This is a genomic window from Lysinibacillus sp. FSL L8-0126 (assembly GCF_038630385.1).
Lineage (GTDB): Bacteria > Bacillota > Bacilli > Bacillales_A > Planococcaceae > Lysinibacillus > Lysinibacillus fusiformis_D.
In genome coordinates, this window is record NZ_CP152028.1 from 2,257,315 (window position 1) to 2,282,141 (window position 24,827).

Genomic DNA, 24,827 nt, shown 5'->3' on the forward strand with positions numbered 1-24,827 from the left:
GAAAACTGGATAAAACGACATTGAAATTGTAACAAACACATTTATTTTTTTAAGTTTTTTTATAGGCTTAATAACTTGGTTAAGTTATTAAGGGCGCACGGCGAATGCCTTGGCACTAGGAGCCGAAGAAGGACGGCACTAACACCGATATGCTTCGGGGAGCTGTAAGTGAGCTTTGATCCGGAGATTTCCGAATGGGGGAACCCACTACGTTTAATCGCGTAGTATCTTGACGTGAATACATAGCGTCTTGAAGGCAGACCCAGGGAACTGAAACATCTAAGTACCTGGAGGAAGAGAAAGAAAAATCGATTCCCTGAGTAGCGGCGAGCGAAACGGGAAGAGCCCAAACCAAGAGGCTTGCCTCTTGGGGTTGTAGGACACTCAATACGGAGTTACAAAAGAGCGAGTTAGATGAAGCGACTTGGAAAGGTCCGCCAGAGCAGGTAAAAGCCCTGTAGTCGAAAGTTCGTTCTCTCCTGAGTGGATCCTGAGTACGGCGGAACACGTGAAATTCCGTCGGAATCCGGGAGGACCATCTCCCAAGGCTAAATACTACCTAGTGACCGATAGTGAACCAGTACCGTGAGGGAAAGGTGAAAAGCACCCCGGAAGGGGAGTGAAAGAGATCCTGAAACCGTGTGCCTACAAGTAGTTAGAGCCCGTTAATGGGTGATAGCGTGCCTTTTGTAGAATGAACCGGCGAGTTACGATTACGTGCGAGGTTAAGCTTTAGAAGGCGGAGCCGCAGCGAAAGCGAGTCTGAATAGGGCGAAATAGTACGTGGTCGTAGACCCGAAACCAGGTGATCTACCCATGTCCAGGGTGAAGGTAAGGTAACACTTACTGGAGGCCCGAACCCACGCACGTTGAAAAGTGCGGGGATGAGGTGTGGGTAGCGGAGAAATTCCAATCGAACTTGGAGATAGCTGGTTCTCTCCGAAATAGCTTTAGGGCTAGCCTCGTGATGAGAATACTGGAGGTAGAGCACTGTTTGGACTAGGGGGCCATCCCGGTTTACCGAATTCAGACAAACTCCGAATGCCAGATATTTATACACGGGAGTCAGACTGCGAGTGATAAGATCCGTAGTCAAAAGGGAAACAGCCCAGACCACCAGCTAAGGTCCCAAAGTAATCGTTAAGTGGAAAAGGATGTGGCGTTGCACAGACAACCAGGATGTTGGCTTAGAAGCAGCCATCATTTAAAGAGTGCGTAATAGCTCACTGGTCGAGTGACGCTGCGCCGAAAATGTATCGGGGCTAAACGATTCACCGAAGCTGTGGATTGACATCTACGATGTCAGTGGTAGGAGAGCGTTCTAAGTGCGTTGAAGTCAGACCGGAAGGACTGGTGGAGCGCTTAGAAGTGAGAATGCCGGTATGAGTAGCGAAAGACGGGTGAGAATCCCGTCCACCGTATGACTAAGGTTTCCTGAGGAAGGCTCGTCCGCTCAGGGTTAGTCGGGACCTAAGCCGAGGCCGATAGGCGTAGGCGATGGACAACAGGTTGATATTCCTGTACCACCTCCTCACCGTTTGAGAAATGGGGGGACGCAGTAGGATAGGGTAAGCGCGCTGTTGGTTATGCGCGTCCAAGCAGTAAGGCGTGTGTGTAGGCAAATCCGCACACTGTAACGTTGAGCTGTGATGGCGAGTCCGTATGGACGAAGTTCCTGATTTCACACTGCCAAGAAAAGCCTCTATCGAGGTGAGAGGTGCCCGTACCGCAAACCGACACAGGTAGTCGAGGAGAGAATCCTAAGGTGTGCGAGAGAACTCTCGTTAAGGAACTCGGCAAAATGACCCCGTAACTTCGGGAGAAGGGGTGCTCTTGAGCGTGCAAGCGCATGAGAGCCGCAGTGAATAGGCCCAGGCGACTGTTTAGCAAAAACACAGGTCTCTGCAAAACCGTAAGGTGACGTATAGGGGCTGACGCCTGCCCGGTGCTGGAAGGTTAAGAGGAGTGGTTAGCGCAAGCGAAGCTGCGAATTGAAGCCCCAGTAAACGGCGGCCGTAACTATAACGGTCCTAAGGTAGCGAAATTCCTTGTCGGGTAAGTTCCGACCCGCACGAAAGGCGTAACGATCTGGGCACTGTCTCAACGAGAGACTCGGTGAAATTATAGTACCTGTGAAGATGCAGGTTACCCGCGACAGGACGGAAAGACCCCGTGGAGCTTTACTGTAGCCTGATATTGAATTTTGGTACAACTTGTACAGGATAGGTAGGAGCCAGAGATCTCGGAGCGCCAGCTTCGAAGGAGGCGTCGGTGGGATACTACCCTGGTTGTATTGAAATTCTAACCCATGCCCCTTAGCGGGGCAGGAGACAGTGTCAGGCGGACAGTTTGACTGGGGCGGTCGCCTCCTAAAAGGTAACGGAGGCGCCCAAAGGTTCCCTCAGAATGGTTGGAAATCATTCGTAGAGTGTAAAGGCACAAGGGAGCTTGACTGCGAGACCTACAAGTCGAGCAGGGTCGAAAGACGGGCTTAGTGATCCGGTGGTTCCGCATGGAAGGGCCATCGCTCAACGGATAAAAGCTACCCCGGGGATAACAGGCTTATCTCCCCCAAGAGTCCACATCGACGGGGAGGTTTGGCACCTCGATGTCGGCTCATCGCATCCTGGGGCTGTAGTCGGTCCCAAGGGTTGGGCTGTTCGCCCATTAAAGCGGTACGCGAGCTGGGTTCAGAACGTCGTGAGACAGTTCGGTCCCTATCCGTCGTGGGCGTAGGAAATTTGAGAGGAGCTGTCCTTAGTACGAGAGGACCGGGATGGACACACCGCTGGTGTACCAGTTGTCTTGCCAAAGGCATCGCTGGGTAGCTATGTGTGGACGGGATAAGTGCTGAAAGCATCTAAGCATGAAGCCCCCCTCAAGATGAGATTTCCCATTACGCAAGTAAGTAAGATCCCTCAAAGACGATGAGGTAGATAGGTTCGAGGTGGAAGTGTGGTGACACATGGAGCTGACGAATACTAATCGATCGAGGACTTAACCAAAATGTTTGAACCATTCAATGTACGTTTATCCAGTTTTGAAAGAATAAAAAATATTATAATATACTTGTAATTTTGATAAAATATGTTATAATAAGTATTGTCTTTCAAATAGTCTAGTGATGATGGCAAAGAGGTCACACCCGTTCCCATACCGAACACGGAAGTTAAGCTCTTTAGCGCCGATGGTAGTTGGGGGCTTCCCCCTGTGAGAGTAGGACGTCGCTAGGCTATATACTAAAATTATTCCGAAGTAGCTCAGTTGGTAGTAGCACCTGACTGTTAATCAGGTTGTCGCAGGTTCGAGTCCTGCCTTCGGAGCCATTCTTGGAGAGTTGTCCGAGTGGCCGAAGGAGCACGATTGGAAATCGTGTAGGCGGTTAACACTGTCTCAAGGGTTCAAATCCCTTACTCTCCGCCAGCACTTTGATTTATTCCAAAAGTTGGCCCCTTGGTCAAGTGGTTAAGACACCGCCCTTTCACGGCGGTAACACGGGTTCGAATCCCGTAGGGGTCACCATTTAAATACCCAGATGGAGGATTAGCTCAGCTGGGAGAGCATCTGCCTTACAAGCAGAGGGTCGGCGGTTCGAGCCCGTCATCCTCCACCATTATTTTTACAATAGTATATGATTATCGCGGGGTGGAGCAGTGGTAGCTCGTCGGGCTCATAACCCGAAGGTCGTTGGTTCAAATCCGGCCCCCGCAACCAAATGGTCCCGTGGTGTAGCGGTTAACATGCCTGCCTGTCACGCAGGAGATCGCCGGTTCGATCCCGGTCGGGACCGCCATTTATTTTAATAACAAGGGTCAGTAGCTCAGTTGGTAGAGCATTAGATTGAAGCTCTAAGTGTCGGCGGTTCGATTCCGTCCTGACCCATCATGTTTTTTTGCCGGTGTAGCTCAGTTGGTAGAGCAACTGACTTGTAATCAGTAGGTCGTGGGTTCGACTCCTATCGCCGGCACCATGTATTCCCGGAGGGGTAGCGAAGTGGCTAAACGCGGCGGACTGTAAATCCGCTCCTTAGGGTTCGGCGGTTCGAATCCGTCCCCCTCCACCAGTTTTATTATTATAGGGGCATAGTTCAACGGTAGAATAGAGGTCTCCAAAACCTTTGGTGTGGGTTCGATTCCTACTGCCCCTGCCAATTAATTTTATGGCGATTGTGGCGAAGTGGTTAACGCACCGGATTGTGGTTCCGGCATTCGTGGGTTCGATTCCCATCAGTCGCCCCATTTAAAGTAAAATTAATAAAAATTATAATATAATGGCGATTGTGGCGAAGTGGTTAACGCACCGGATTGTGGTTCCGGCACTCGTGGGTTCGATTCCCATCAGTCGCCCCATTTATATAATTATCTTTTGGGGTATAGCCAAGCGGTAAGGCAACGGATTTTGATTCCGTCATGCCCTGGTTCGAATCCAGGTACCCCAGCCATTTTGCGGAAGTAGTTCAGTGGTAGAACACCACCTTGCCAAGGTGGGGGTCGCGAGTTCGAACCTCGTCTTCCGCTCCAACTTCGATGGCGGCATAGCCAAGTGGTAAGGCACAGGTCTGCAACACCTTTATCACCGGTTCAAATCCGGTTGCCGCCTCCATATTTTAACTCTAATCGGTGTATCCGATTTTTTTTATCTCCATTATGCCGGTGTGGCGGAATTGGCAGACGCGCACGACTCAAAATCGTGTTCCTTTGGAGTGTCGGTTCGACCCCGACCACCGGTATCTTTTACAGCGAAGAATCCTTGAAATAACAAGGGTTCTTTTTTTTATGTAGAAAATATGTAGAAAACTTTAAAAGATGTTCAATAATTTGTGGTAAAATAGTATTAATTTGAATGGGGGTATTTGGTATATGAGTCAAGAAATTAAAGATGGTAAAGTAGTTTCTTTTATTAATATGAAAGGTGGCGTAGGAAAAACCACTCTTTGTATAGGTATAGGAGAATATCTAGCTAATTATGAAGGAAAAAAGATTCTATTAATCGATTTAGATCCACAATTTAATACAACACAATCAATTATGGACCTTGTAAATCAAGCTGAAGAATATATGAATGATTATCGTCATAGAATAACTATTCGAAAGATTTTTGAAGATACTAAAACGATTTCAGAAAGACCAAAGATTCCATCTGTTTCGGAGGTTATTTTAAAATTTGAAAGTGAACCAAATATTGACTTGATATGTGGTACGATTGATATAATTAAAGATGATACTTCTAATAAATCGTTATATAAAAGACTAAACAAATTTATTAATGAGCATAAATTAAAAGAATTGTATGATTATATATTTATTGATTGTCCACCTACTATTTCTTTTTATACTGATGCAGCTTTATTTGCTTCAGATTATTATATTGTTCCAGCAAAGATTGATCGATATTCAATTTTAGGTATAAGACTATTAAATACGGTTATATCTAATCTAATGTATGATGAGGAATTAGAGATAACTCCTTTAGGAATAGTTTATACAATGAGAAGACAAGAAGAAACAATGAAAACGGGTGAAATTAGATGGAGATTCGAACAGAATAAAGATGTTGCTCAGATGGGAATATTTAGTTCTTCAACGTTTATAGTTAATGATTTAATGGTAGGGTATCAAGGGAATATTGCATCTAAATATAGTAAATCTAGAGAAGATATTAAGAATGTCTCGGAAGATCTACTTTTTTTATATTAACTGATCCAAACTTCCATAACTTTGAGAGTTCTGTATAAGGGATTTTAGATATTGAAAATAATAGGATATGATAATGAATTGCCCCACGTTTTTGTAATTCCCATACAGCTAAATATTTTAAAGTGGCTTTTTTCGTTTTATATATTTTGTAGTTTAATCGTTTAATAAATTTCATGAATTCATAATTGCAACTTGTTATATCTTGAATGTTTTCTTTAAACGTTAACGTAAGGAAACTTGTTTGGTTATCAAAGTTTACGTCTATTAATCTAGAAATTTCCCAACGCTCATTAAGATAACGAGTTTTCATTCTTGCAATCCGTTCACGCTTCATTTCTGGTGTTGCATTTTCAAAAGTTATACGTTCTGATTTTTCAACGGTAATGGGGTTTGTAAAATTATATGCGATTAATTCGTCATATTCATAAATCTCAGTTATGGAAGATTGAATAATTTTTGTGTTATAAAATTTTATACACATTCAATCTCCATATTAATCTCTGCGATATTCAATTTTCTCGTTAAGTTTGTGTATATAACAAGTTAACTGCCTCAGCTATGCTTCGGCATGCCTTTTCATTTCTGAAACGGTGCTCCGCTAAACCACTCCGTTTTTCTTTGCAAGCAAAGAAATTTCCCTTTCAAAAACGAAAAGGTCAAAAGGGCATAACGGAGAAATTGTTCTGTTCATAAGAATCTTATTGGAATTTTTGCTTACCTTCTTCTAATAATTTAGATAAAGTATCTTGAAAACGAATAGATTCAAGATTTAGTAAAGGAGATGTATAAGCACGTGGTACATTCCAGTTCATTCCATCCATCATAATTAGCCCTTTTCCTGTACCGGTTTCTACAGAAGGTAGTTCATCCCAATCATCACCTAGTGTCATTTTATAACCAGGTTTTGAGAGTTGACCTAAAGCAATTCGAAGCCCCATTTGGTCACGAATAGCTGTCGGGATGGCTTCAGCAGTAGGTTTTTGTGTACTAAGTATTAAAAATATACCTGCTTGTCTACCTTTGAATAGTAATTGCTTTAAATAAGAGTCAGCTTCTTTTGCAACTTTTTTATCCTCTTCATTAAATGCAGCTACTTCATCGAAAAAAATAACAATTGGCTGTAAATTATAGTATTGAAAATTTTCTCCCATTTTGGTTGGCTAAAGTATTTTTCATAACGTAAATTCATTTCATCATTTACTGTTCGAAGTATGCCGCAAATTTGATTAGGTGTTATTGCAACATGATTATGTCCTTCAGGAATAAAATGAATTAATGAGGACAAATCGCTTCGTTTAGGATCTAAGATATAGATTTCTGCATCTTGTTGAGCGAATTGAAGCATTAAATAATATAACATGTATGTTTTTCCAGATGATGTTGCACCAGCTATTAGAGCATGCGGGGATTTAATATAATCCCAGTATTTTTCGCTGTCCAATTGAATTGTATTCTTACTTTTAGGGATATCATGTGAGTTATCGATAATTAAACTTTGAATAGGAATAAGTAAGAATTCATAACGTGTGAACTTTGGGTTTGAAATATTAATTTCTAAAAGTCTTAAACCAAGTGCCAACTCCAATATAGGCCCTAGTTCATTAACTTGTTTTGTATATGATGCGCCATGGCTATCGGTATCAATTACTAATTTGTATCGTGTAAAATAGAAGGTGAATGTTAAGGAAGTATAAATTTTTTGATAATAACCTAAATCCTCTATTTTGAATAAATTATTTGCTTTAATTACTTCAAATAAAATAGCTGCAATACGCTTATTTCTCGAAAATGAGTACTTACTTCGAAAGTACATTCCTCCCCATATTATTGGTGTAATGAGAGGGAGCAATTTATGATTGAAAGGTAAATCTATATTAAATAGAAAATCCAGTATTGGTTCTCCTAAGTCCAAACCAGCTGTAATAGCTATAGGGGTTAAAGAGAGAGCAAAACCTTCTAAAAAACTTTTTCGATGGTGATATTGAACTTTAATTTTTTTATGAGTTGGTTTATCATTCATAAGAGGACCTTCTTTCAAAAAAACACCAGAGTTGCAGCTCTGGCATGATTAATTATTTGTTTAGTGAAATTGATGAAGCTTTGAAGTTGTAATAGAATTTACCATCATTTTTCCCGATATAAGGATTTGATTGAAGGTCTTTCACTTTTATTGGAATTGACTGTTTGGGTAAGAATACCTCAGGTTTGATAAGAGGGATATTACCTTCAATTTTCACTTCGATTTTTTCATATCCAAATTCCTCTAAAACTAAAACATATGTATATGCTCCAATTTCTTCAGTTTTTTTACCATTTACATATTTAAAGTTTGGTTTTGGTGCATCTACCAATAGCATTTTTTCACCTAACTTTTTGTAATCAATTAAATTACTTAGTTCTTTAATTTCCATATTTTTTAATAATCCTCCTACATTGTTTTCATAATCTCTTTAAATCTTGTTTCTAAGAATTCTGTTGTTTTAGATGCTAAGAAGTAGTATTTTTCACCTCTTGATTTTGGGAAGTGAACAAATGATTCTAGTTCCTTTTGAAATTGTTGATTGGATAAGATTTTTTCTGTAAATGTTTTTCTACTGATACAAATTCTTTTTAAAACATCTTCCATACTCCACCAAACCCCAAGTTTCATTGATTTCTTCAGTTCTTGGTATTCATTGACTTCGATAATTATTAAATTTTTAGGAAGTTGAATTGGAACCGTAATTTCAAAATGTTGAATAACAAGTACCTCCTTAATTAGATGTTTTGTTTTTGGTGGAATTATAGGTTTTGTTTATTTGTTTATAAAACGAAACCTTAATGTGATTATAAAACGAAACATCGATAATTGTAAAGACTGATTTTAAAATAAAGCTTGTACATGTTAGAATAGGGTATAAATACATTGATTTTTGAAAGGAGAACAAAACCATTGCAACTGGATAAAAAGCAAATTGGTCTTAGAATTAAATCAATACGAGAGTCTTTTGGTTGGAATTTGGAAGAGTTCGGTGAATTGGTTTTTGAAGCTTCTAAGGGTACAGTAAGTAATTGGGAGAATGGTGTCAATATACCAAGTAAAAAGAGATTAGAAAGAATATCGGTATTATGTAAAAAAGATGTTAATTGGATACTTCATGGTGATATGCATGAGTATGTTAGAAGACTTTTTTCTTACATGAAACCTATGAAATTTAGTGATGAATTTTATGATAAATTGGTCGAATCAATTTTTGAAAATAAAGTGGATTATGAGAATGTGGAAGGGATATTTAAAATTGCTTTAGAAATAAATCCTGAATTAAGAAACGATGAACAATTCCATTATTTATTAAAAAACTTAGGTACATCTGTTGAGAAAGTCAGTTATTATGATATTGAGGAAAACAATCACTATAGAAATGTCTATTTACCTATGCTATCGGCAATTTTTAAACAAGAAGAATATGTTGAGGAAATGTATCAAAGGTATAATGATCAAGTTTTATTGAGGGTGATGGATTTACTACGTAGGCTAAGTTATGATAATAAACCATTATTAAATGAGCTTATAACAGAATTTTCTTGGGTAATGTCAAAAAATATTTTTATTGCAGATAAAAAGTATATGCCAATTGAACATGCATCTTTTGGTGGTTTTAATGATACTAATGAAACAACAATGTTTAGGCAAAGGGAGCTAGCAGAAGCAAAAGAAGAGTATGCTTCCATTAAGAAAAGTATTATGGAGAAGTTGGACAAAATTTTTATAGCTAACGCAAAAGATTTTTATGAGAATGGAAATCGTTATTAAATTTTCTAACTCAAATCATCAAATTAAAGGTGGTTTGAGTTTTTTTATAAATGAAATGAGGTGCTTTTTTGATTACAGAAGAATTTAGAAAGATTTCAAGTGTAATGGGGAGCTATTTAACTTATGAACAATTATTCCCTTATAAACCAAGTCAAGAAGAAGTAATAAAAGATATTCAAAGTATTGAAGTTGAAAAAGCATTAGCTATAATTTCTAAATTTACTTTGTATAATGAGCAGTTAAAAAAAGAGCAGGTTCAACAATTAAAGGATAATTTTTTATGTGAAGAAGATGTAGCAAATATAGATTCAATTTATTTATTTGATTTTATAAATCTTAACTATGCCATAAAAATGTTTTTAGCATATGGATTAAAAAATCCAACTAACAAGTTTGAAAATAATTTCTCTGAAACCTATAACGTATTATTAACAGTCTTGAAAATTACCTCTTTAATCAAAGATGATGTAGACACAGAAAAAGGTCTTCAAGAAACTATTTTAAAAACATGGTTGGCGAGTCGAACAGAGGATATAACTAGGATAGTATCTAGGCAGTATGAAATATACGAAAATATATTTAATAATTTCGACAAAAACGACCCAGAGTTTATTGATATCCATACATTATTTGAAGAATTTTATGGATATTCAATTAAAGACTATATTTCGGTAATATTTCCTATACATGCAAAGCTAAGTAGAACAGAAAATGAGACGCTTTTATCAAACGAATTAATTGGGATTTCGGAAGATTATTATAAAACAACAAGTGTAAAAAACATATATAAAAAAATTTTAGATGATTTGACTGTTAATGTAGATGATTTGAAAAAATGGGCTTTAAATAGTATAGAAAATTATTATGATGCGGAAGGTTTAATATCTAAACCAATATTTTATTACGACAACCACTATGTAATTTTTTCTTTACCATTTTTAGAGGCAGCAATGTTTGATGGACTATGGTTTAAACTATTAATTTGCTGTAGAAAAAATAAAAAGAATTTCCCAAGTTTTTATGGGAGGTTATTTGAGAAATACGTGAACAATATCTTGGAAAGCTCAATAAAAAAATATTCGAAGTTACCTTATGAGTTTATTGAGGAATTTAAATTTGGACATGATAATTTAGACTCATCTGATGCATATGTTAAAATTGGAAAATCATTGCTTATTGTTGAGGCTAAGGGAGGGAAAATTAGAAAAGAAACAAAGGTAAGCGCTGATAATGAGGTTACAAGTGAAGATTTTAAAAAGTATGCTATTAATCCTATATTGCAAGCGAATGAAGCTTATGAAAAAATAATAAAAAATAATCCAAATTACTTTGGCGATGTAAAGAAAATATATATACTTTCAGTTTTTACGCAACGTTTTCCTAAAATACCATTATACGAAAAAGAATTTGTTGCAGAAATGAAAAATTTAAATAAGAAAGTTAAGTTTTATGATTATATAAGCTTATCAGATTTAGAGGTTTTGTGTAGTCACATTGAGAATAAAGAAACTACCATTTTTAATTTTATAGAGCAAAGAAACAGATATTCGCGATTTTTACCGTTAGAGCATTCTTATGGTATTAATTATGGGTTAATTGATAGACCCGAAATTTCTATGTCTAATTTTAAGAAAAGTACCAATTCAGTAATGTTACATTTAAGAGATGAACAAGCTTAAACAATGAATGATGTTATAAAGTTTAATGTAGAAAATTTGTAGAAAATAAAAATAGAAACTCAATTTAACTACCTTCAACAATGTAATTAAATCGTGTTTCTTCTTATCTATACTAACCTATTCTTACGCAATTACCCCGACCACCGGTATCCTAGACAGTATGTTAAAACTGTCTATAGAAACGTTTCTTACTTAGTGTAAGAAGCGTTTTTTTATTTGTCGTCAATAATAATATTTCATTCTAAACTTCGCGTGAATGATTAAAATTTTTTATGCCAAAAGAGGATATAAATACATACATATTGAATAAACAGTAAATACGAAGGTAGGTGTGGAACATGATTATAAGGGAAGCAAAATTGTCGGATGCTAAAGGCATAGCAAAAGTTCATGTAGATAGTTGGAAGAATACTTATAAAAATATTCTTCCTACCGAGTATTTAGAAAAATTGTCTTATGAGCAAAGAACAGAATTATGGGTAAGGAACATCTCTAAAGTTGATCATTATGTCTTTGTTGCAGAAAACAATAATGGGGAAGTTATTGGATTTACTGATGGTGGTAAGAGAGCTGAAAATGAAATTGAAGGGTCTGGGGATTTAACATCCATCTACATTTTAGATCAATTTCAGGGTCAAGGAATAGGCAGTAAACTAGTCAATAAATTGTTTACTAAGTTGAAAGCATTAGGCTATGAAAAAATATTTGTTGAGGTTTTAGAGGATAATCAGTCGAAGCGTTTTTATGAGAGATTGGGTGCTAGATTAGAAAAAACGGAAAAGATTAATATAGGAAATCAAGACTTAGACTTATTAATTTATGTGTGGAGTAATATAGATCCTGTTCTTTATCAAACTAGAGGAAAAAGAAAGGCTGATTAAAATAAGTAGCATTGGTGGTGAAAATTTTGCATCCCATACAACGAAATGAGATACCTAAAGACATAGTTGAGTATGTTGGAGGAGTTATCCATATTTATTTTCCAAGACAAGGACATACATCGGATGTAGGAATTCTTAATTCTAAAAGAGGAATATTCGTTTTAAAAAGAACAAAAGGAACACAATTTTGTTCCTGGTTAACGAAAGAAGCAACTGTCCTTAAACATTTATCAAAATCTACATTACCAGTTCCAACGTTGCATTATTTTATTGAACAACCATTAGAAAATCAGTCATGGGCTTTAATGGCATATTTAGAAGGTGACACCGTTAGAAGTGCACTAGAAAATGAGATTAAAGAGGAAAACAGACATGAAATAATATTTAATTTTGGAAAGATCCTTTCTGCCATTCATTCAACCCGATGTCCACAAGAGTTAGTAAAAAACACACCATGGATAGACGATATGTTGGGACAAGCTGAGTGTAATTTGAAAAATTTTAAAGTAGATGGCACTCCAAAATTATTAGATAAATTGAAAAGGAAAAAACCAAAAATCATTCAGCAAACATTTATACACGGTGATTTCACAATTGACAATGTTCTTGTACAGAATAGAAAAATTTCAGGAGTTATCGATTGGAGTGCTGGAGCATTAGGTGATCCACGATATGATGTTGCTCTGGCGGTACGCCCTAAACCACATGTATTTGAAACAGAACAAGACGAACGGATATTCTATGAAGGGTACGGCGTTAAGTTAATAGACCAAAATGAATACAATTACTTTAAAAATGGATTATATGAATTTTTTTAAATTAAAAATATTTTAAACCGTTCTATAGGATAAAAACTTCCTTTATAGATCGGTTTTTTATTTTCCCGTTCATTTTTAATGATTAGTTCATGCTCTGTTCATGTAAATATTTTAAGCTATGAGTAATCAAAGAAATGGAGGGGTTAGTAATGAATCTTGCGTGGAAAGAGATAAAGAAGAATAAAGTACGGTTTTTAATCTTGGGCTCCATTATCTTCCTAGTTAGTTTTTTAACGTTTATTATTTCGGGTTTGGCAAATGGTCTATCGCAGGATAATGCAGCTTTAATTAAAGATTTACCGAAAGGACAAATTTACATGGCTGAAGATGCAGAGGGGGCGTTTAATCTTTCGAGAATTGATAGCGACCTTCAACAGGAAGTCATGGGGAAAGAGAAAGAAGCAGTAGCTTTTTCGATTCAAATGGGCTTTTTAAATGATCAAGACGATAAACAGCAGAGTGTTGCCTTTGTTACATCTACCGAGTCCAGATTGTTTCAAAATGTGCATCAAGGGGAGGTACTGTTAGATAGCTCGTTACAGGATAAAGGAATCAAAGTCGGAGATACATTAAAGAATAATCAATACAATGGTAAGTTCATCGTTAAAGGCTTTGTGGAGCAAAAGAAATATAGCCACGCACCTGTCGCTTACATTAGTGAAGAGGCCTATCACGAGATGTATCGTGTAAATGACAAACAGTTAATTTATGTACCAAATAGCGAGCCAAAAGAGTTTAAAGGGCTACAAGCATACAACAATAAAGAATTTCTCAATACAATTCCCAGCTATAGTGCGGAACAGCTATCTTTAAATATGATTATATGGTTCTTAGTTGTCATTAGTGGCATGTTATTCGCCATTTTCTTCTATATGATGAATGTGCAAAAAATTGGTTTGTATGGCATCTTAAAAGCAATTGGTTTAAAAACAAGTAAGTTGTTTAAAATGATCTGGACACAGATGGCTATTATTACAATGATCTCACTTGTCATATCCATTAGCCTTAGCCAGTTATTTAATGTTGTTGCACCTAAGGGAATGCCCTTCACCTTAGCAATTGGCACCATAACACAGTTATCCATAGTGTTTCTTATCATTGGCTTTATCGGAGCTACATTGTCGGGTCTACAAATTAAAAAAATTGAACCGTTACAAGCCATACAACAAGGGGAGGCATAATCATGACATTGTTTACAATTGATGGAGTACGAAAAACGTTTAAAAATGGTGAAGTGGAGGAGGAAATTTTAAAAGGTATCAATCTTTCGTTAAAAGAGGGGGAGATTACTGCATTGGTAGGTGCGTCTGGTTCAGGGAAAAGTACACTGTTAACGATAGCTGCGGGACTACAGCCAGCAACAGATGGGCAAGTGTTTTTCGAAGAACAAAATCTTACAACGATGAGCACTGAGCAGGTACGGAAATTACGTGCAAGTAAATTTGGCTTTGTCTTTCAGTTTGCGCATCTCGTACCATTTCTGACAGTGGAGGAGCAGCTGCTGTTAATGCTAGATGTTGCTGAGTCTCGGTTAAAGAAGCACGAACAGCAGCATGAAGTGAATCATCTACTACAATTAGTTGGAATGGCTCATCGTAAAACGGCTTATCCTTCCTCCTTATCAGGTGGAGAAAAGCAGCGTGTAGCAATCGCACGTGCCATCATTCATCAACCAAAAGTATTGTTTGCTGATGAACCAACAGCTAGTTTAGACTCCCAGCGTTCTAAAGAAATTATGCTGTTGCTAAGAGAATTAACGAAAACATTAAAGATTACAACATTAATGGTGACACATGATGAAGAAATGCTCGCCTATGCTGATCGTATTATTAAAATGAGCGATGGGCTTGTGTTACCAAATGCTATGTACTAATTGGAAATACCACAATCATATCTTTTATGGTTGTGGTATTTTCATATGAAGAGTAAAAATTGACTTAGATGGGTAAAGAATCGAAGGAGGAGGGATAATGTGAAGAACCTATTGAAAATTATATGTTTAATCCTGATAACTGTTTGTCTATTACCTAAGGAAGTACGGGCAGCAAGCTTTAAAGATTTAACTGATGAGACATTATTAACAGAAATTGATTATTTAGTAGAGCAGGATATTGTGAGGGGTTATTCAAATACTCTGTTCAAGCCGAACGAAAAAGTTACGAAAGCACAGGTTGCTGTGATGTTAACTCGTGCTCTAGGATTAAATACAATCAATATAAAAAATCCTAATTTTCAGGATGTAACGACTGCACATAAGTATTATAAAGAAATTGCTGCGGTACAAAATGCGGGCATTTTTAATGCAGTCGATAAATTTCATCCAGATGCAATGATTACAAGAGGACAAATGGCTATTGTACTGCACAGAGCCTTTCAATTAAAGGGCTCAGATCCTTATTATTTTTCGGATGTAACGGAGCAGACACCAGGCTATAAAGAGATTTTAACATTGGCTCATAATCATTTAATAAGAGGTTATGAGGATGGAGCATTTAAACCAAATGAACCTGTTACACGTGCTCACTTTTCAGCATTTTTGGCACGAGCGATGACTCTGACTAAGCCTGATTTGCTAAAAGATCCTGCTTTTGTTTATACGTATGCTCATTATTCTTTAAGTGATAATCAACGCTATACGTTAAACTATCAATATGACCATCATGACGGTAAAAATGATGTATGGACAGTCCAAAATGTAAGTACAGCACAAACATTTCCTAATGAACTGTTATATGGACATGACCGTATATATGGTCAAGCTATTGCTAGTGATGCTACCACACATTATGATTTGTATTTGGAACTACCACTTAGAATAGGTGTCATTTTACATGAGGATGACGAGGGAGTGACGTCTGGTGTACGAGTGACAGTTAAAACGACTAACGGTACTGTGCGAGCTGGTGAGGTTCAATATACAGGTGTCGTGATACTTGAAGAAAGATCCATCTATAGTGATGTGGTGAAAACTTATTATTTTGTAGATGGAATTGGTTTAGTGAAAGAGCTACACAATGACATTGTTGTGTTAGAGTTATTAAATCGTACAATGAAATAAATTGAAAGCAAGCCTCTTTTTGAAGTGGGCTTGCTTTGTTGTTAGTTTTGTAATGTAATATGAAAAAAACGCTGAAGAGCTTGCAGCCATTCTTTGTCATTGTGTGTAGTATAAATTGTTAAGGATGAACCTTCATAGATTCTAAATTCGTTGTTCATCATGGTATGACGTCCACGAGTAGTGCGAATCATAGCAATTTTATTTTTTTGCTGCGAGAGTCGAGGTGCAAATTTTGCCTCATTTGCATCATCATGAAAACTATAAAGCAAACGCCAAGTTTGTTTTGTTTGTTCAAACAGCATCCAACCATTTGCTTCATCTCGTTCTATTTTATATAACTCTTGGCCTTCACGATGTTGATGTCCTGCAATCAATGGTACTGGCTTACAGGGTGCTAAAGCACCTACTCCTACATCTGAGATATAGGTCTGTCCACCCTCATTTATTAATAAAAGCTGGTGCATAGGAATCTCCTCTGTAGGTGTATCTTCTGCCACGTTACGCCAAAACTGCGCATATCGATTCGTAACAGAGAATCCAAGTTCCCGCAAGAGCCAGCTAAATAAGATATTGAGTTCAAAGCAATTGCCACCACGTCGTTCAACCATTATTTTTTGATATAAATCAGGGATAGCGAAGGAGATACCACGGTTCAAGGCAACATCTAAATTTTCATAGGGAATGGTCAATAGATGTTTCGTTTGTAGTTGTCCAAGTAGTTGTATAGTTGGCTCTAAAGATCCTTGAAATTGAATATGCTGTAAATAGTGATGAATCTGAGAATTCATAAAATCGCCTCACTTCCTTATTAATAACATAACCGAAATAGTCTAAGATTACACGCATAAACTGAAGGAGGAAATGATAGAAAAATAGCTAAATAACTAGTAAGATTAATATATTAGCTACTATAAAGTGAAATATTTTACATATTAGTTAATAATATTGAGGGTAAGGTAGGTATCGTAATTACTATGAAGTGGATAGAAGTAAATACATATGAGGAAATGAGCGAAGTTGCAGCTCATATTTTCTCCAAGCAAATACAAGAGAAACCTAATAGTATTTTAGGGTTAGCAACGGGTGGATCACCTGTTGGTATGTATAAGAAATTAGTGGCGAGACATCAGGCAGGTCATCTATCTTTTAAGGATGTTCAAACTTTTAACTTGGATGAGTATGTAGGTCTTGAGCAAACAAGCCCAGCAAGCTATTGGACTTTCATGCATAAGAATTTATTTAATTTTGTAGATATACAAGAAGAAAATATACATTTGCCAAATGGCAAGGCAGCCGACTTAGCTACCGAATGTCTTGCATATGATAGACGTATTGAGGAAGCAGGAGGCATTGATTTACAGCTGCTTGGAATCGGTGTGAATGGTCACATAGGCTTTAACGAACCCGGCACTTCGTTTGATTCTATGACTAATATAGTTGAGTTAACAGAGTCCACAAGAACAGAAAACGCTATTTACTTTGATGACCCTTCTGAAGTGCCCACACATGCGATTACGATGGGCATTCAATCCATTATGAAGGCAAAGGAAATCGTCCTTATTGCCTTTGGAGAGAAGAAGTTGGATGCAATGGAAAAATTGAAGAGTGGTCATGTGACGGAAGATTTCCCAGCAAGTCAATTATTAAACCATCCTAATGTTACGATTATTTATGGTGGAACAAACTAACAAGAATAAGCAAGGACTTCTTATAGTGGAAGTCTTTGCTTATTTGTTTTTCCGGTAGGATAATTTTCATCGAAAAAAATAAATATTCACCTTGTCCGCACCAAACAGTATGACACTGTTATTCCAGCAAAAAAGCAACGATAGAAGCAAAAATACCAGCAATCGTTGCTGTCTATTTCCAATGAATAAAGTTTGTGCTAGATAGTGTGTCTGGAAGGTAAGCTCTATGGCGAGATTATCATAAAGCGATAACTTCTAATATTATGGTTTATTTTAGGCATGAAGCATCGCAATAATCAATGCTCCCATAGTATGGCTATGCTAAAATAAGGAAAAGAGGAGTGATTGCGTTGAAAAGTACAGTACCATATCTACAAAAAGGTGATTTAGTTGGTGTTATTGCCCTTTCAAGTCTTGTAGAGCCTGAAAAGCTAGGAGATGCATTAGCCTTTTTGGACGAATTAGGGCTTCGCTATATTGTAGGTGATACGATTCATGCTAAACATGATTATTTAGCTGGAGATGACGAGACCAGGTTAGGTGATCTGCATGAAATGGTGAAAAACCCTGAAGTGAAAGCGATCTTTTGTGCCAAGGGAGGCTATGGCTCTGCACGAATTGCTGAAAAAGTTGATTATACTTTATTAGAGGAAAACCCTAAAATTTTTTGGGGCTTTTCAGATCTGACATATTTACATTGTGCCATCAATGAATATGCCAACCTAGTGACATTTCATGGCCCTCTGCTTATGGCAGCTAGTAAGATGGATGACTTATCAAAGAAAATGTTTTTACAATTATTTTCCCCGATGGAAATTCAGTATACAGAGGCGATTTCTCCTTTAACAACAATTGCTGGGGGTGTTGCAAGAGGTGAAATTATCGGAGGCAATCTCTATCGTCTTGTCAGCACATTAGGAACCAAATTTGAAGTGCGTACTGAAGGTCGAATTTTATTGATAGAAGAACTAGGTGAAACGATTCCAGGAATTGATTCGATGCTTCAGCAATTAAAACAGGCTAGGAAGTTAGAACAGTTAGCAGGTGTAATCATTGGCTCATTTACACAGACAGGAGCTGATGAAGCGGCATTGCATCTGTTGATGAAGGAGTATTTTGCTGAATTGGGCATTCCGGTTGTGGCTGGCTTTAAGATTGGGCATGAAACGACGAATATTGCCATTCCACTAGGAGTGGATGCTATTTTAGACGCCGAGGAAAAGGTATTGAAAATATTACCTGGCGTGCATAAATGATGTAGGATGGATATTGAAAAAACACTATATGAATCGGCAGTAGCATTAGCAGAAAAAAGATATCCCTCTGGCTGGGGAGGAACTGCAACTTTGTATACTGAAGATGGGCGGATTTTAACAAGTATCGCACCAGAGGTCATGAATGCCAGCTACTGAATTATGTATGGGAACGGGAGCCATTCTAGAGGCCCATCAATTCAATACAAAGGTTACACATTCAATTTGTGTTGCTCGAGAAAGTGAAAAATCAGAACTTACACCATGCGGGGTCTGTCAGGAAAGACTTTTCTATTGAGGAGAGAATGTGAAAGCTGCGATTACGAATGCAAATGGTGAATTAGTATTTAAGTTATTAAAAGAAATTCAACCCTATCATTGGTATAAGGCTTATGAGCAATAATGCAAAAAGAGGCTTATACATAATTAATTTGGCTATTATGAAAGCCAGATAATTTTAAGACGAAAAGCAAACCCGAGCTACTACAAAACACTAAAGGAGTGTTTCGTAAAATAGATCGGGTTTTTCATTGGTTTGTCCCAGCCTATTTTTAACTTAGTTAATATGGCTCGGCATCATGACCTTTATTGATAGCATCTTGAGGTGCTTGATCGCCATCGATATTGCCAAGTGGTTTAGAAGCGGAGGCGTTTTTTCGTGCCTTATGCAAACCTTCTTTGAGTAAACGACCATATTCTTCATCCGCTTCCTCTGCTAGCGCAATCATTGCATTTTGAATATCCTCGTGACAGACTGATAAATCGCGTATTAAGTTTTCAAGAAGTTCATTTCGCTCCCACTGCTCAAAGCTACGGTAAGTTTCGCCAGCTTGCTTAGTATTGCTTTGACGATCGATTGATTCACGAACAAGATTTCCCTCTACATAGGGTGTATGTTCTTTCCCAGCTTGTGTCGCTTCCTTTAAACCATTGAGCATAGATGGCTCATAATTTATATGTGGATTTTGACCGGGTGCTAAATCACGTTTATACATCATTTGCCCACCATGTTGATTGGTAGCAACACGCTTTTTAGGCGCATTAATCGGTAGCTGTAAGTAGTTAGCCCCTACACGATGACGCTGTGTATCGGAGTAAGAGAAAGTACGACCTTGTAGCATTTTATCATCAGAAAAATCTAAGCCATCAACCAGTACCCCTGTGCCGAATGCGGCCTGTTCCACCTCAGCAAAATAATCCTCAGGATTTTTGTTTAATACCATTTTGCCAACTGCATACCATGGGAATTGATCGTTTGGCCAAAGCTTTGTATCATCCAATGGATCAAAATCAAGCTCAGGATGTGGACCATCCTCCATTATTTGAACATGTAGCTCCCATTCAGGATATTCACCACGATCGATGGCATCATATAAATCTTGAGTGGCATGATTGAAATTTTTCTGTTGGATTTCTTCTGCTTCTTTTTGTGTTAAATTTTTAATGCCTTGTAGTGGTTCCCAGTGATATTTGACAAGAACCGCATTCCCTTCATCATTAACCCATTTATACGTATTGACCCCAGAGCCTTGCATCATACGATAATTAGCTGGAATCCCCCAAGGTGAGTAGACAAAAGTGACCATATGGAAGGTTTCTGGAGAGCTAGCACAAAAGTCAAAGAAACGTTCGACGCTCTGAATATTAGTAATAGGATCTGGCTTAAAAGCATGGATCATGTCTGGGAATTTCATGGCATCACGAATAAAGAAGATTTTTAAATTATTGCCCACTAAATCCCAATTGCCATCCTCTGTATAAAATTTGACTGCAAAGCCTCGTGGATCACGTAAAGTTTCAGGGGAGTGACCGCCGTGTATCACAGTTGAAAAACGCACCAAGACAGGCGTTTTCTTCCCTTTATCCTGAAAGACTTTTGCACGTGTATACTTTGAAATTGGATCATTACCCACAACACCATAAGTTTCAAAATAACCATGTGCACCAGCACCACGAGCATGGACCACTCGTTCAGGAACTCTCTCTCGGTCAAAGTGACTCATCTTTTCTAGAAAATCATAATTTTCAAGTGTTGCAGGACCACGATTACTGATTGTTCGTAAATTTTGATTGTTGGTAATCGGATGGCCCTGTCGATTTGTTAAGGTTGTATCTTGCTCATGTGTTGAATCATTTTGCTGTGTCATAGTATGACCCCTTTCCTATAGATACTTCCATTTTGTCCTTGAATGGGGCAAACTAGACATTCGAATTCATCGACATTTAAACTTGGCATCAATATTCCATAATTCACCATTTACGTCCTTGAAAAAATGCTGAATCTACATAAAAAGGCTCTCCATACATAAATGTAGGAGAGCCATGGATGGCGTTTTCAAACGGAATCAAGTTGGTTGAGTATGGCTTTTGCCTATAGTTGGTCATTAGTCATCGGTCATACAGTAACAGGTAACTTGTTATTGGTTTGAGGCAAGTTAGCTCAAAAGCTGAATTTGAAAACAGCACATCCAACTCGGTTTGGAGTCTCACCGCCCCGAGATTAGAAATAACGAGAATCGTCAAAGTTAATTTGTATACTATAATTTTTTGAATTAATAAGATTGGATAGTTTATGTGCATCTTTTTCGAGTTGAATTGCTCGTTCTCGATATGCATCAGGCTCATACAAAGTGATTTCGTATAACATTGCATTTTCACCATAGCCAAATCGGACACTTTCTTTTTCACGCATACTAAATTCTTTACACAATTCAGCCTCGGCACGGAGCTGTGTCGCCAATTCGATGGCTTCTACTAGTGCTAACTTTTCACCTTTAAAATCGACGGAGTTTTGAATGTTCGCTTCATATACTAAACGGTCTAGCGTACGTGCATCGAGACGAATTTGTGCTAGGTCAGCCTCAATAAGGGGGAGAGCACGATTACTTGTTTTAGGAGCTTGTCCTTTTTCTACTGTCACAACAGCACTACGATGTAGTTCACTAACAAGCTCTTGAGTTTTCTTCCCTAAAATACTTTTTAGTTTAACTGCTTCTGCAAGATTAATCATGAAAACACGTCCTTTTTATAGTGTTGTAGATGGCGCATTATTTGACAAAAGTGCGGTTTGATAATGACCGCCATGGATTTGATTAAACATTTTTCCTGCTGACGCAAGAAGTTCGTTTGCTGCTTCAGTTGTTAACGATGGTCGGAGATAAAATATATGTAATGCCTCAGTCGTTTCCTCTGTAACAGCTGTGCGTTTAGAATCGACAAAAGGTGAGCCAAATGCTCCTACTTCATCACGACTATATAGAATATTTGTTAATGTATTCAATCGCCCATTTAAACCTTCGTAACTAATTTCATCATGACCAAGAGCAATTTCCACAGACCCTTTGATTGGAGCGACATCATACAGCCCAATTGGCATTTCGTATTGGAGAGAAAAGAAATTATTTAAATCAACACCTGAATGAAGTGGTGTTAAATAGTTTTGCTTACTAATTCGACGCATTAGGCTTTCTGCTGAATGACGGTAACGGTTTGGATCAGCACCAAGCTTTTTCCATAGCTGTCTCCATTCTGCGATACCCTCACGCTGTGTCACGGGTTGTTCTTGCATTTCTAGAAAGAGATTTTCCTGATACAATTGCATACGTCCTTTAATCATTTGAGGGGATTCTGCTACGACAATTTTGGTATAATGAATAATGCCGATTTTTAGCTCGGGATGTCGTGCTAATAAAGATTGGTTAATGGAAATTTCCAATGAACATCACCTACTTTATCTATTTCTATTATTGTACCATGTAAGGAGTTGGAAATAAAATGAACATACATGACCTACAACGTGACTTTGTGGCATATGCGATGTCCATTGGCGTTGATAAAATAGGTTTTACAACAGCAGCTCCCTTTACAGAACTAAAGAACAGATTGCGTCGCCAGCAGGAGCTAGGCTACCAGTCTGGTTTTGAAGAAAGTAATATTGAAAAACGTACCGAACCCCTTCAATTATTAAATGAAGCAGAGAGCATTGTAGCGATAGCTGTTGCCTATCCTTCGCGTATGCAAAATGCACCAGTTGGTAAAAAAGGTGCAAGGCGTGGAATTTTTTGTCGAGCTTCATGGGGTGTCGATTATCATACAGCAATACGTGAACGTTTGAAGTTATTATCTGCTTGGCTTGAGGAACACGTCGAGGGTGTGCGAATTGAATCGATGGTAGATACGGGAGCACTTGTAGATCGAGCCGTAGCAGAACGTGCAGGCATTGGCTGGAGTGGGAAAAATTGTTCCATTATAACGCCTGAATTTGGCTCTTATGTGTATTTGGGAGAGCTCATCACAAATATCCCTTTTGCGCCAGATAAGCCAATGGAGGATGAATGTGGAGATTGTCGATTGTGCTTGGATGTTTGTCCGACTGGCGCCTTAATCCAAGGAGGACAACTGAATGCGCAGCGCTGTATTGCCTTTCTGACCCAAACAAAGGGATTACTGCCTGATGAGTTCCGAAATCATATCGGCAATCGTCTTTATGGCTGTGATACATGCCAGACAGTATGTCCTAAAAATAAAGGGAAAATTAATTGGATGCATGAAGAATTTATGCCAGATCCAGAACTTGCCAAGCCATTATTGACTCCTCTTTTAACGATTTCTAATCGAGAATTTAAGGCCAAGTTTGGTCATGTCTCAGGCTCTTGGCGTGGGAAAAAGCCTATCCAGCGTAATGCCATTTTAGCACTCGCTCATTTTAAAGAAGAAGCCGCCATACCAGATTTAATTGATGTTCTTCAAAAAGATGAACGTCCTGTCATTCGTGGCACAGCTGCATGGGCTTTAGGCAAGATAGGTGGAGAAATAGCCCAATCTGCTTTACATGAAGCGGAAGTTACAGAACAGGATGAAGAAGTACTCAGTGAAATTCATAAAGGGTTGCAGTTTTTCCAATAAGTTGAGTCAGGGCAATTGGTTTACTTGCTTTCTATTAGAGGGTGAAATCAGTCACTGGAATTGTCGGAGAAGCGGCTCTAGTTTGAGCGGAGGGTGCTCCAAAAGGTTGGGGTTTCGTTCATAAAGGAAGTCGGTTCGCTCTAAAAGAGCCGTGCCTGCTCATAATATGTGGAAAAGTCGCTCCCAAAGAACTATGGCTCGCTTACCGAGAGGGAAAACCGACTCAAAAGAACTGAGTCTCATTTTATCCGAGGGGCTACTCATTCTAAAAAAATCTGGCTCTGTTCAAGAGCCTGCTGAAAGAAATTTTGAATAAGGAAGTGTGTCGTTATGCCATTGCATATCGTTTTATATCAACCAGAAATTCCAGCTAATACAGGGAATATTGCTCGTACTTGTGCTGGTACGAATACATCGTTACATTTAATTCGTCCACTAGGTTTTTCGACGGACGATAAAATGTTGAAACGAGCAGGCTTAGATTATTGGCATAGTGTGAATATTGTCTATCATGATTCACTGGATGATTTTATAGAGCATTCTAAAAATGGAGATGTTTATTTAATCGAAACGTATAGTGATGAGCCGTTTACGACGCATGATTTTAGTGATCAAGATCGAGATATTTATTTTATGTTTGGAAAAGAAACGACAGGGTTGCCAAAGGACTTTGCATATGATCGACGAGATATGTGCTTGCGTATTCCGCAAAGTGATCATATACGTTCACTCAATTTGTCTAATACGGCTGCCATTGTCATTTATGAGGCATTACGACAACAAGGCTATCCAGGTTTACATTAAAAAGGCAGTTCTCCGCATGTGAGAACTGCCTCAGACTGTAGACAAACTCGCTGAATTTTGAGTTTGCCTACAGTCTTTTTTCTTTTACAATAAAATAAAGTAAAGCCGTTGATTTCCACTACGGGCGGACGCTTTCCGCGGGCGGGGTCGAGCTGCTTCCCTCGCTTCGCTCAGTCCAGGATCTCGACTTTCCCGCTTTTCCCGCAGGAGTCGCCGCCCTTCGTTCCAATCAACTTCTATATAAAATACTCT

General features: G+C 38.1%; 21 protein-coding genes, 16 tRNA genes, 2 rRNA genes and 1 pseudogene. 31 read left to right on the plus strand and 9 right to left on the minus strand.

Annotation, left to right across the window (positions count from 1 at the left end):
* Window positions 1-77: 77 nt before the first annotated feature.
* The 19 genes from MHI34_RS10975 to MHI34_RS11065 all read left to right on the plus strand — a co-directional run bounded on the left by MHI34_RS10975 (window position 78) and on the right by MHI34_RS11065 (window position 5,696).
* Window positions 78-3,005, plus strand: a 23S ribosomal RNA gene (locus MHI34_RS10975).
* Between the two features lie 112 nt (window positions 3,006-3,117).
* Window positions 3,118-3,233, plus strand: a 5S ribosomal RNA gene (gene rrf / locus MHI34_RS10980).
* A gap of 16 nt (window positions 3,234-3,249) precedes the next feature.
* A tRNA-Asn gene (locus MHI34_RS10985) sits at window positions 3,250-3,326 on the plus strand.
* A gap of 5 nt (window positions 3,327-3,331) precedes the next feature.
* Window positions 3,332-3,423, plus strand: a tRNA-Ser gene (locus tag MHI34_RS10990).
* A gap of 24 nt (window positions 3,424-3,447) precedes the next feature.
* Window positions 3,448-3,522: transfer RNA gene (locus tag MHI34_RS10995), tRNA-Glu, on the plus strand.
* Between the two features lie 15 nt (window positions 3,523-3,537).
* Window positions 3,538-3,613, plus strand: a tRNA-Val gene (locus MHI34_RS11000).
* 26 nt (window positions 3,614-3,639) lie between these two features.
* Window positions 3,640-3,714 (plus strand) — tRNA-Met (locus tag MHI34_RS11005).
* 3 nt (window positions 3,715-3,717) lie between these two features.
* Window positions 3,718-3,793 (plus strand) — tRNA-Asp (locus MHI34_RS11010).
* A gap of 16 nt (window positions 3,794-3,809) precedes the next feature.
* Window positions 3,810-3,882 (plus strand) — tRNA-Phe (locus MHI34_RS11015).
* A 12-nt stretch (window positions 3,883-3,894) separates the two neighbouring features.
* Window positions 3,895-3,970 (plus strand) — tRNA-Thr (locus tag MHI34_RS11020).
* Window positions 3,971-3,979: 9 nt separating this feature from the next.
* Window positions 3,980-4,063: transfer RNA gene (locus tag MHI34_RS11025), tRNA-Tyr, on the plus strand.
* A 13-nt stretch (window positions 4,064-4,076) separates the two neighbouring features.
* A tRNA-Trp gene (locus MHI34_RS11030) sits at window positions 4,077-4,150 on the plus strand.
* 12 nt (window positions 4,151-4,162) lie between these two features.
* Window positions 4,163-4,238, plus strand: a tRNA-His gene (locus tag MHI34_RS11035).
* Between the two features lie 35 nt (window positions 4,239-4,273).
* Window positions 4,274-4,349 (plus strand) — tRNA-His (locus tag MHI34_RS11040).
* 17 nt (window positions 4,350-4,366) lie between these two features.
* Window positions 4,367-4,441: transfer RNA gene (locus tag MHI34_RS11045), tRNA-Gln, on the plus strand.
* 4 nt (window positions 4,442-4,445) lie between these two features.
* Window positions 4,446-4,520, plus strand: a tRNA-Gly gene (locus MHI34_RS11050).
* 8 nt (window positions 4,521-4,528) lie between these two features.
* Window positions 4,529-4,602: transfer RNA gene (locus MHI34_RS11055), tRNA-Cys, on the plus strand.
* A 46-nt stretch (window positions 4,603-4,648) separates the two neighbouring features.
* Window positions 4,649-4,729 (plus strand) — tRNA-Leu (locus tag MHI34_RS11060).
* Window positions 4,730-4,859: 130 nt separating this feature from the next.
* Window positions 4,860-5,696 (plus strand): AAA family ATPase, encoded by an 837-nt coding sequence (locus MHI34_RS11065; RefSeq protein ID WP_342504429.1) that lies wholly within the window; start codon window positions 4,860-4,862, stop codon window positions 5,694-5,696.
* Here the strand turns inward: MHI34_RS11065 and MHI34_RS11070 are convergent.
* From MHI34_RS11070 to MHI34_RS11090, 5 genes are all read right to left on the minus strand, one after another.
* The gene (locus MHI34_RS11070) at window positions 5,659-6,177 is read right to left on the minus strand and encodes a hypothetical protein (protein ID WP_342504430.1); all 519 of its coding nucleotides are present in this window, start codon (window positions 6,175-6,177) and stop codon (window positions 5,659-5,661) included. The two genes, MHI34_RS11065 and MHI34_RS11070, sit on opposite strands and share 38 nt — an antisense overlap.
* Window positions 6,178-6,394: 217 nt before the next feature.
* Window positions 6,395-6,847 (minus strand): hypothetical protein, encoded by a 453-nt coding sequence (locus tag MHI34_RS11075; protein WP_342504431.1) that lies wholly within the window; start codon window positions 6,845-6,847, stop codon window positions 6,395-6,397.
* Window positions 6,787-7,716 (minus strand): FtsK/SpoIIIE domain-containing protein, encoded by a 930-nt coding sequence (locus tag MHI34_RS11080; protein ID WP_342504432.1) that lies wholly within the window; start codon window positions 7,714-7,716, stop codon window positions 6,787-6,789. The genes MHI34_RS11075 and MHI34_RS11080 overlap by 61 nt, the downstream gene beginning before the upstream one ends.
* A 52-nt stretch (window positions 7,717-7,768) precedes the next feature.
* Window positions 7,769-8,107, minus strand: coding sequence for a hypothetical protein (locus MHI34_RS11085; RefSeq protein ID WP_271910960.1), 339 nt, complete (start codon window positions 8,105-8,107; stop codon window positions 7,769-7,771).
* 17 nt (window positions 8,108-8,124) lie between these two features.
* Window positions 8,125-8,481: a DUF771 domain-containing protein gene (locus MHI34_RS11090; protein WP_342504464.1), complete on the minus strand. Its 357-nt coding sequence runs from the start codon at window positions 8,479-8,481 to the stop codon at window positions 8,125-8,127.
* Window positions 8,482-8,628: 147 nt separating this feature from the next.
* On the opposite strand from MHI34_RS11090, the gene MHI34_RS11095 reads away from it, so the two are divergent.
* From MHI34_RS11095 to MHI34_RS11125, 7 genes are all read left to right on the plus strand, one after another.
* On the plus strand, window positions 8,629-9,489 hold the full coding sequence (locus tag MHI34_RS11095; RefSeq protein WP_271910959.1) for a helix-turn-helix transcriptional regulator: 861 nt from the start codon (window positions 8,629-8,631) through the stop codon (window positions 9,487-9,489).
* A gap of 68 nt (window positions 9,490-9,557) precedes the next feature.
* Window positions 9,558-11,168 (plus strand): hypothetical protein, encoded by a 1,611-nt coding sequence (locus tag MHI34_RS11100; RefSeq protein WP_271910957.1) that lies wholly within the window; start codon window positions 9,558-9,560, stop codon window positions 11,166-11,168.
* Between the two features lie 338 nt (window positions 11,169-11,506).
* Window positions 11,507-12,049: a GNAT family N-acetyltransferase gene (locus MHI34_RS11105; RefSeq protein ID WP_342504433.1), complete on the plus strand. Its 543-nt coding sequence runs from the start codon at window positions 11,507-11,509 to the stop codon at window positions 12,047-12,049.
* A gap of 17 nt (window positions 12,050-12,066) precedes the next feature.
* A complete protein-coding gene (locus MHI34_RS11110) occupies window positions 12,067-12,867 on the plus strand; it encodes a phosphotransferase (protein WP_249646136.1) in 801 nt (266 codons plus the stop codon).
* Window positions 12,868-13,016: 149 nt separating this feature from the next.
* Window positions 13,017-14,048 (plus strand): ABC transporter permease, encoded by a 1,032-nt coding sequence (locus MHI34_RS11115; protein WP_342504434.1) that lies wholly within the window; start codon window positions 13,017-13,019, stop codon window positions 14,046-14,048.
* A 2-nt stretch (window positions 14,049-14,050) separates the two neighbouring features.
* Complete coding sequence (locus MHI34_RS11120) at window positions 14,051-14,740, plus strand: ABC transporter ATP-binding protein (RefSeq protein ID WP_271910952.1); 690 nt, start codon at window positions 14,051-14,053, stop codon at window positions 14,738-14,740.
* 99 nt (window positions 14,741-14,839) lie between these two features.
* Window positions 14,840-15,925: an S-layer homology domain-containing protein gene (locus MHI34_RS11125; RefSeq protein WP_271910951.1), complete on the plus strand. Its 1,086-nt coding sequence runs from the start codon at window positions 14,840-14,842 to the stop codon at window positions 15,923-15,925.
* 41 nt (window positions 15,926-15,966) lie between these two features.
* On the opposite strand, the gene MHI34_RS11130 is transcribed toward MHI34_RS11125, so the two are convergent.
* Window positions 15,967-16,713 carry an arylamine N-acetyltransferase gene (locus tag MHI34_RS11130; RefSeq protein WP_342504435.1) on the minus strand — a complete coding sequence of 249 codons (747 nt, stop codon included), beginning with the start codon at window positions 16,711-16,713 and terminating at the stop codon, window positions 15,967-15,969.
* A gap of 186 nt (window positions 16,714-16,899) precedes the next feature.
* On the opposite strand from MHI34_RS11130, the gene nagB reads away from it, so the two are divergent.
* The 3 genes and pseudogenes from nagB (at window position 16,900) to MHI34_RS11145 (ending at window position 19,269) form a co-directional block, all read left to right on the plus strand.
* Window positions 16,900-17,613 carry a glucosamine-6-phosphate deaminase gene (nagB, locus tag MHI34_RS11135; RefSeq protein WP_249646140.1) on the plus strand — a complete coding sequence of 238 codons (714 nt, stop codon included), beginning with the start codon at window positions 16,900-16,902 and terminating at the stop codon, window positions 17,611-17,613.
* 350 nt (window positions 17,614-17,963) lie between these two features.
* Window positions 17,964-18,869: an LD-carboxypeptidase gene (locus tag MHI34_RS11140; protein ID WP_036119268.1), complete on the plus strand. Its 906-nt coding sequence runs from the start codon at window positions 17,964-17,966 to the stop codon at window positions 18,867-18,869.
* Between the two features lie 6 nt (window positions 18,870-18,875).
* A pseudogene (locus MHI34_RS11145) lies at window positions 18,876-19,269 on the plus strand (cytidine deaminase).
* A gap of 157 nt (window positions 19,270-19,426) precedes the next feature.
* Here MHI34_RS11145 and MHI34_RS11150 read toward each other — a convergent pair.
* The 3 genes from MHI34_RS11150 to MHI34_RS11160 form a co-directional block, all read right to left on the minus strand.
* Window positions 19,427-21,013 (minus strand): catalase, encoded by a 1,587-nt coding sequence (locus tag MHI34_RS11150; protein ID WP_271910948.1) that lies wholly within the window; start codon window positions 21,011-21,013, stop codon window positions 19,427-19,429.
* Between the two features lie 353 nt (window positions 21,014-21,366).
* Window positions 21,367-21,876, minus strand: a complete 510-nt coding sequence (locus tag MHI34_RS11155) for a hypothetical protein (protein WP_058844479.1) — start codon at window positions 21,874-21,876, stop codon at window positions 21,367-21,369.
* Window positions 21,877-21,891: 15 nt separating this feature from the next.
* Window positions 21,892-22,581 (minus strand): phenylalanine--tRNA ligase beta subunit-related protein, encoded by a 690-nt coding sequence (locus MHI34_RS11160; protein ID WP_101966939.1) that lies wholly within the window; start codon window positions 22,579-22,581, stop codon window positions 21,892-21,894.
* 59 nt (window positions 22,582-22,640) lie between these two features.
* Between MHI34_RS11160 and queG the strand changes: the two genes are divergently transcribed.
* Together queG and trmL are read left to right on the plus strand one after the other, a co-directional pair.
* A complete protein-coding gene (gene queG / locus MHI34_RS11165; RefSeq protein WP_058844477.1) occupies window positions 22,641-23,771 on the plus strand; it encodes a tRNA epoxyqueuosine(34) reductase QueG in 1,131 nt (376 codons plus the stop codon).
* A gap of 330 nt (window positions 23,772-24,101) precedes the next feature.
* Complete coding sequence (gene trmL, locus MHI34_RS11170) at window positions 24,102-24,575, plus strand: tRNA (uridine(34)/cytosine(34)/5-carboxymethylaminomethyluridine(34)-2'-O)-methyltransferase TrmL (protein WP_058844476.1); 474 nt, start codon at window positions 24,102-24,104, stop codon at window positions 24,573-24,575.
* Window positions 24,576-24,827 lie beyond the last annotated feature (252 nt).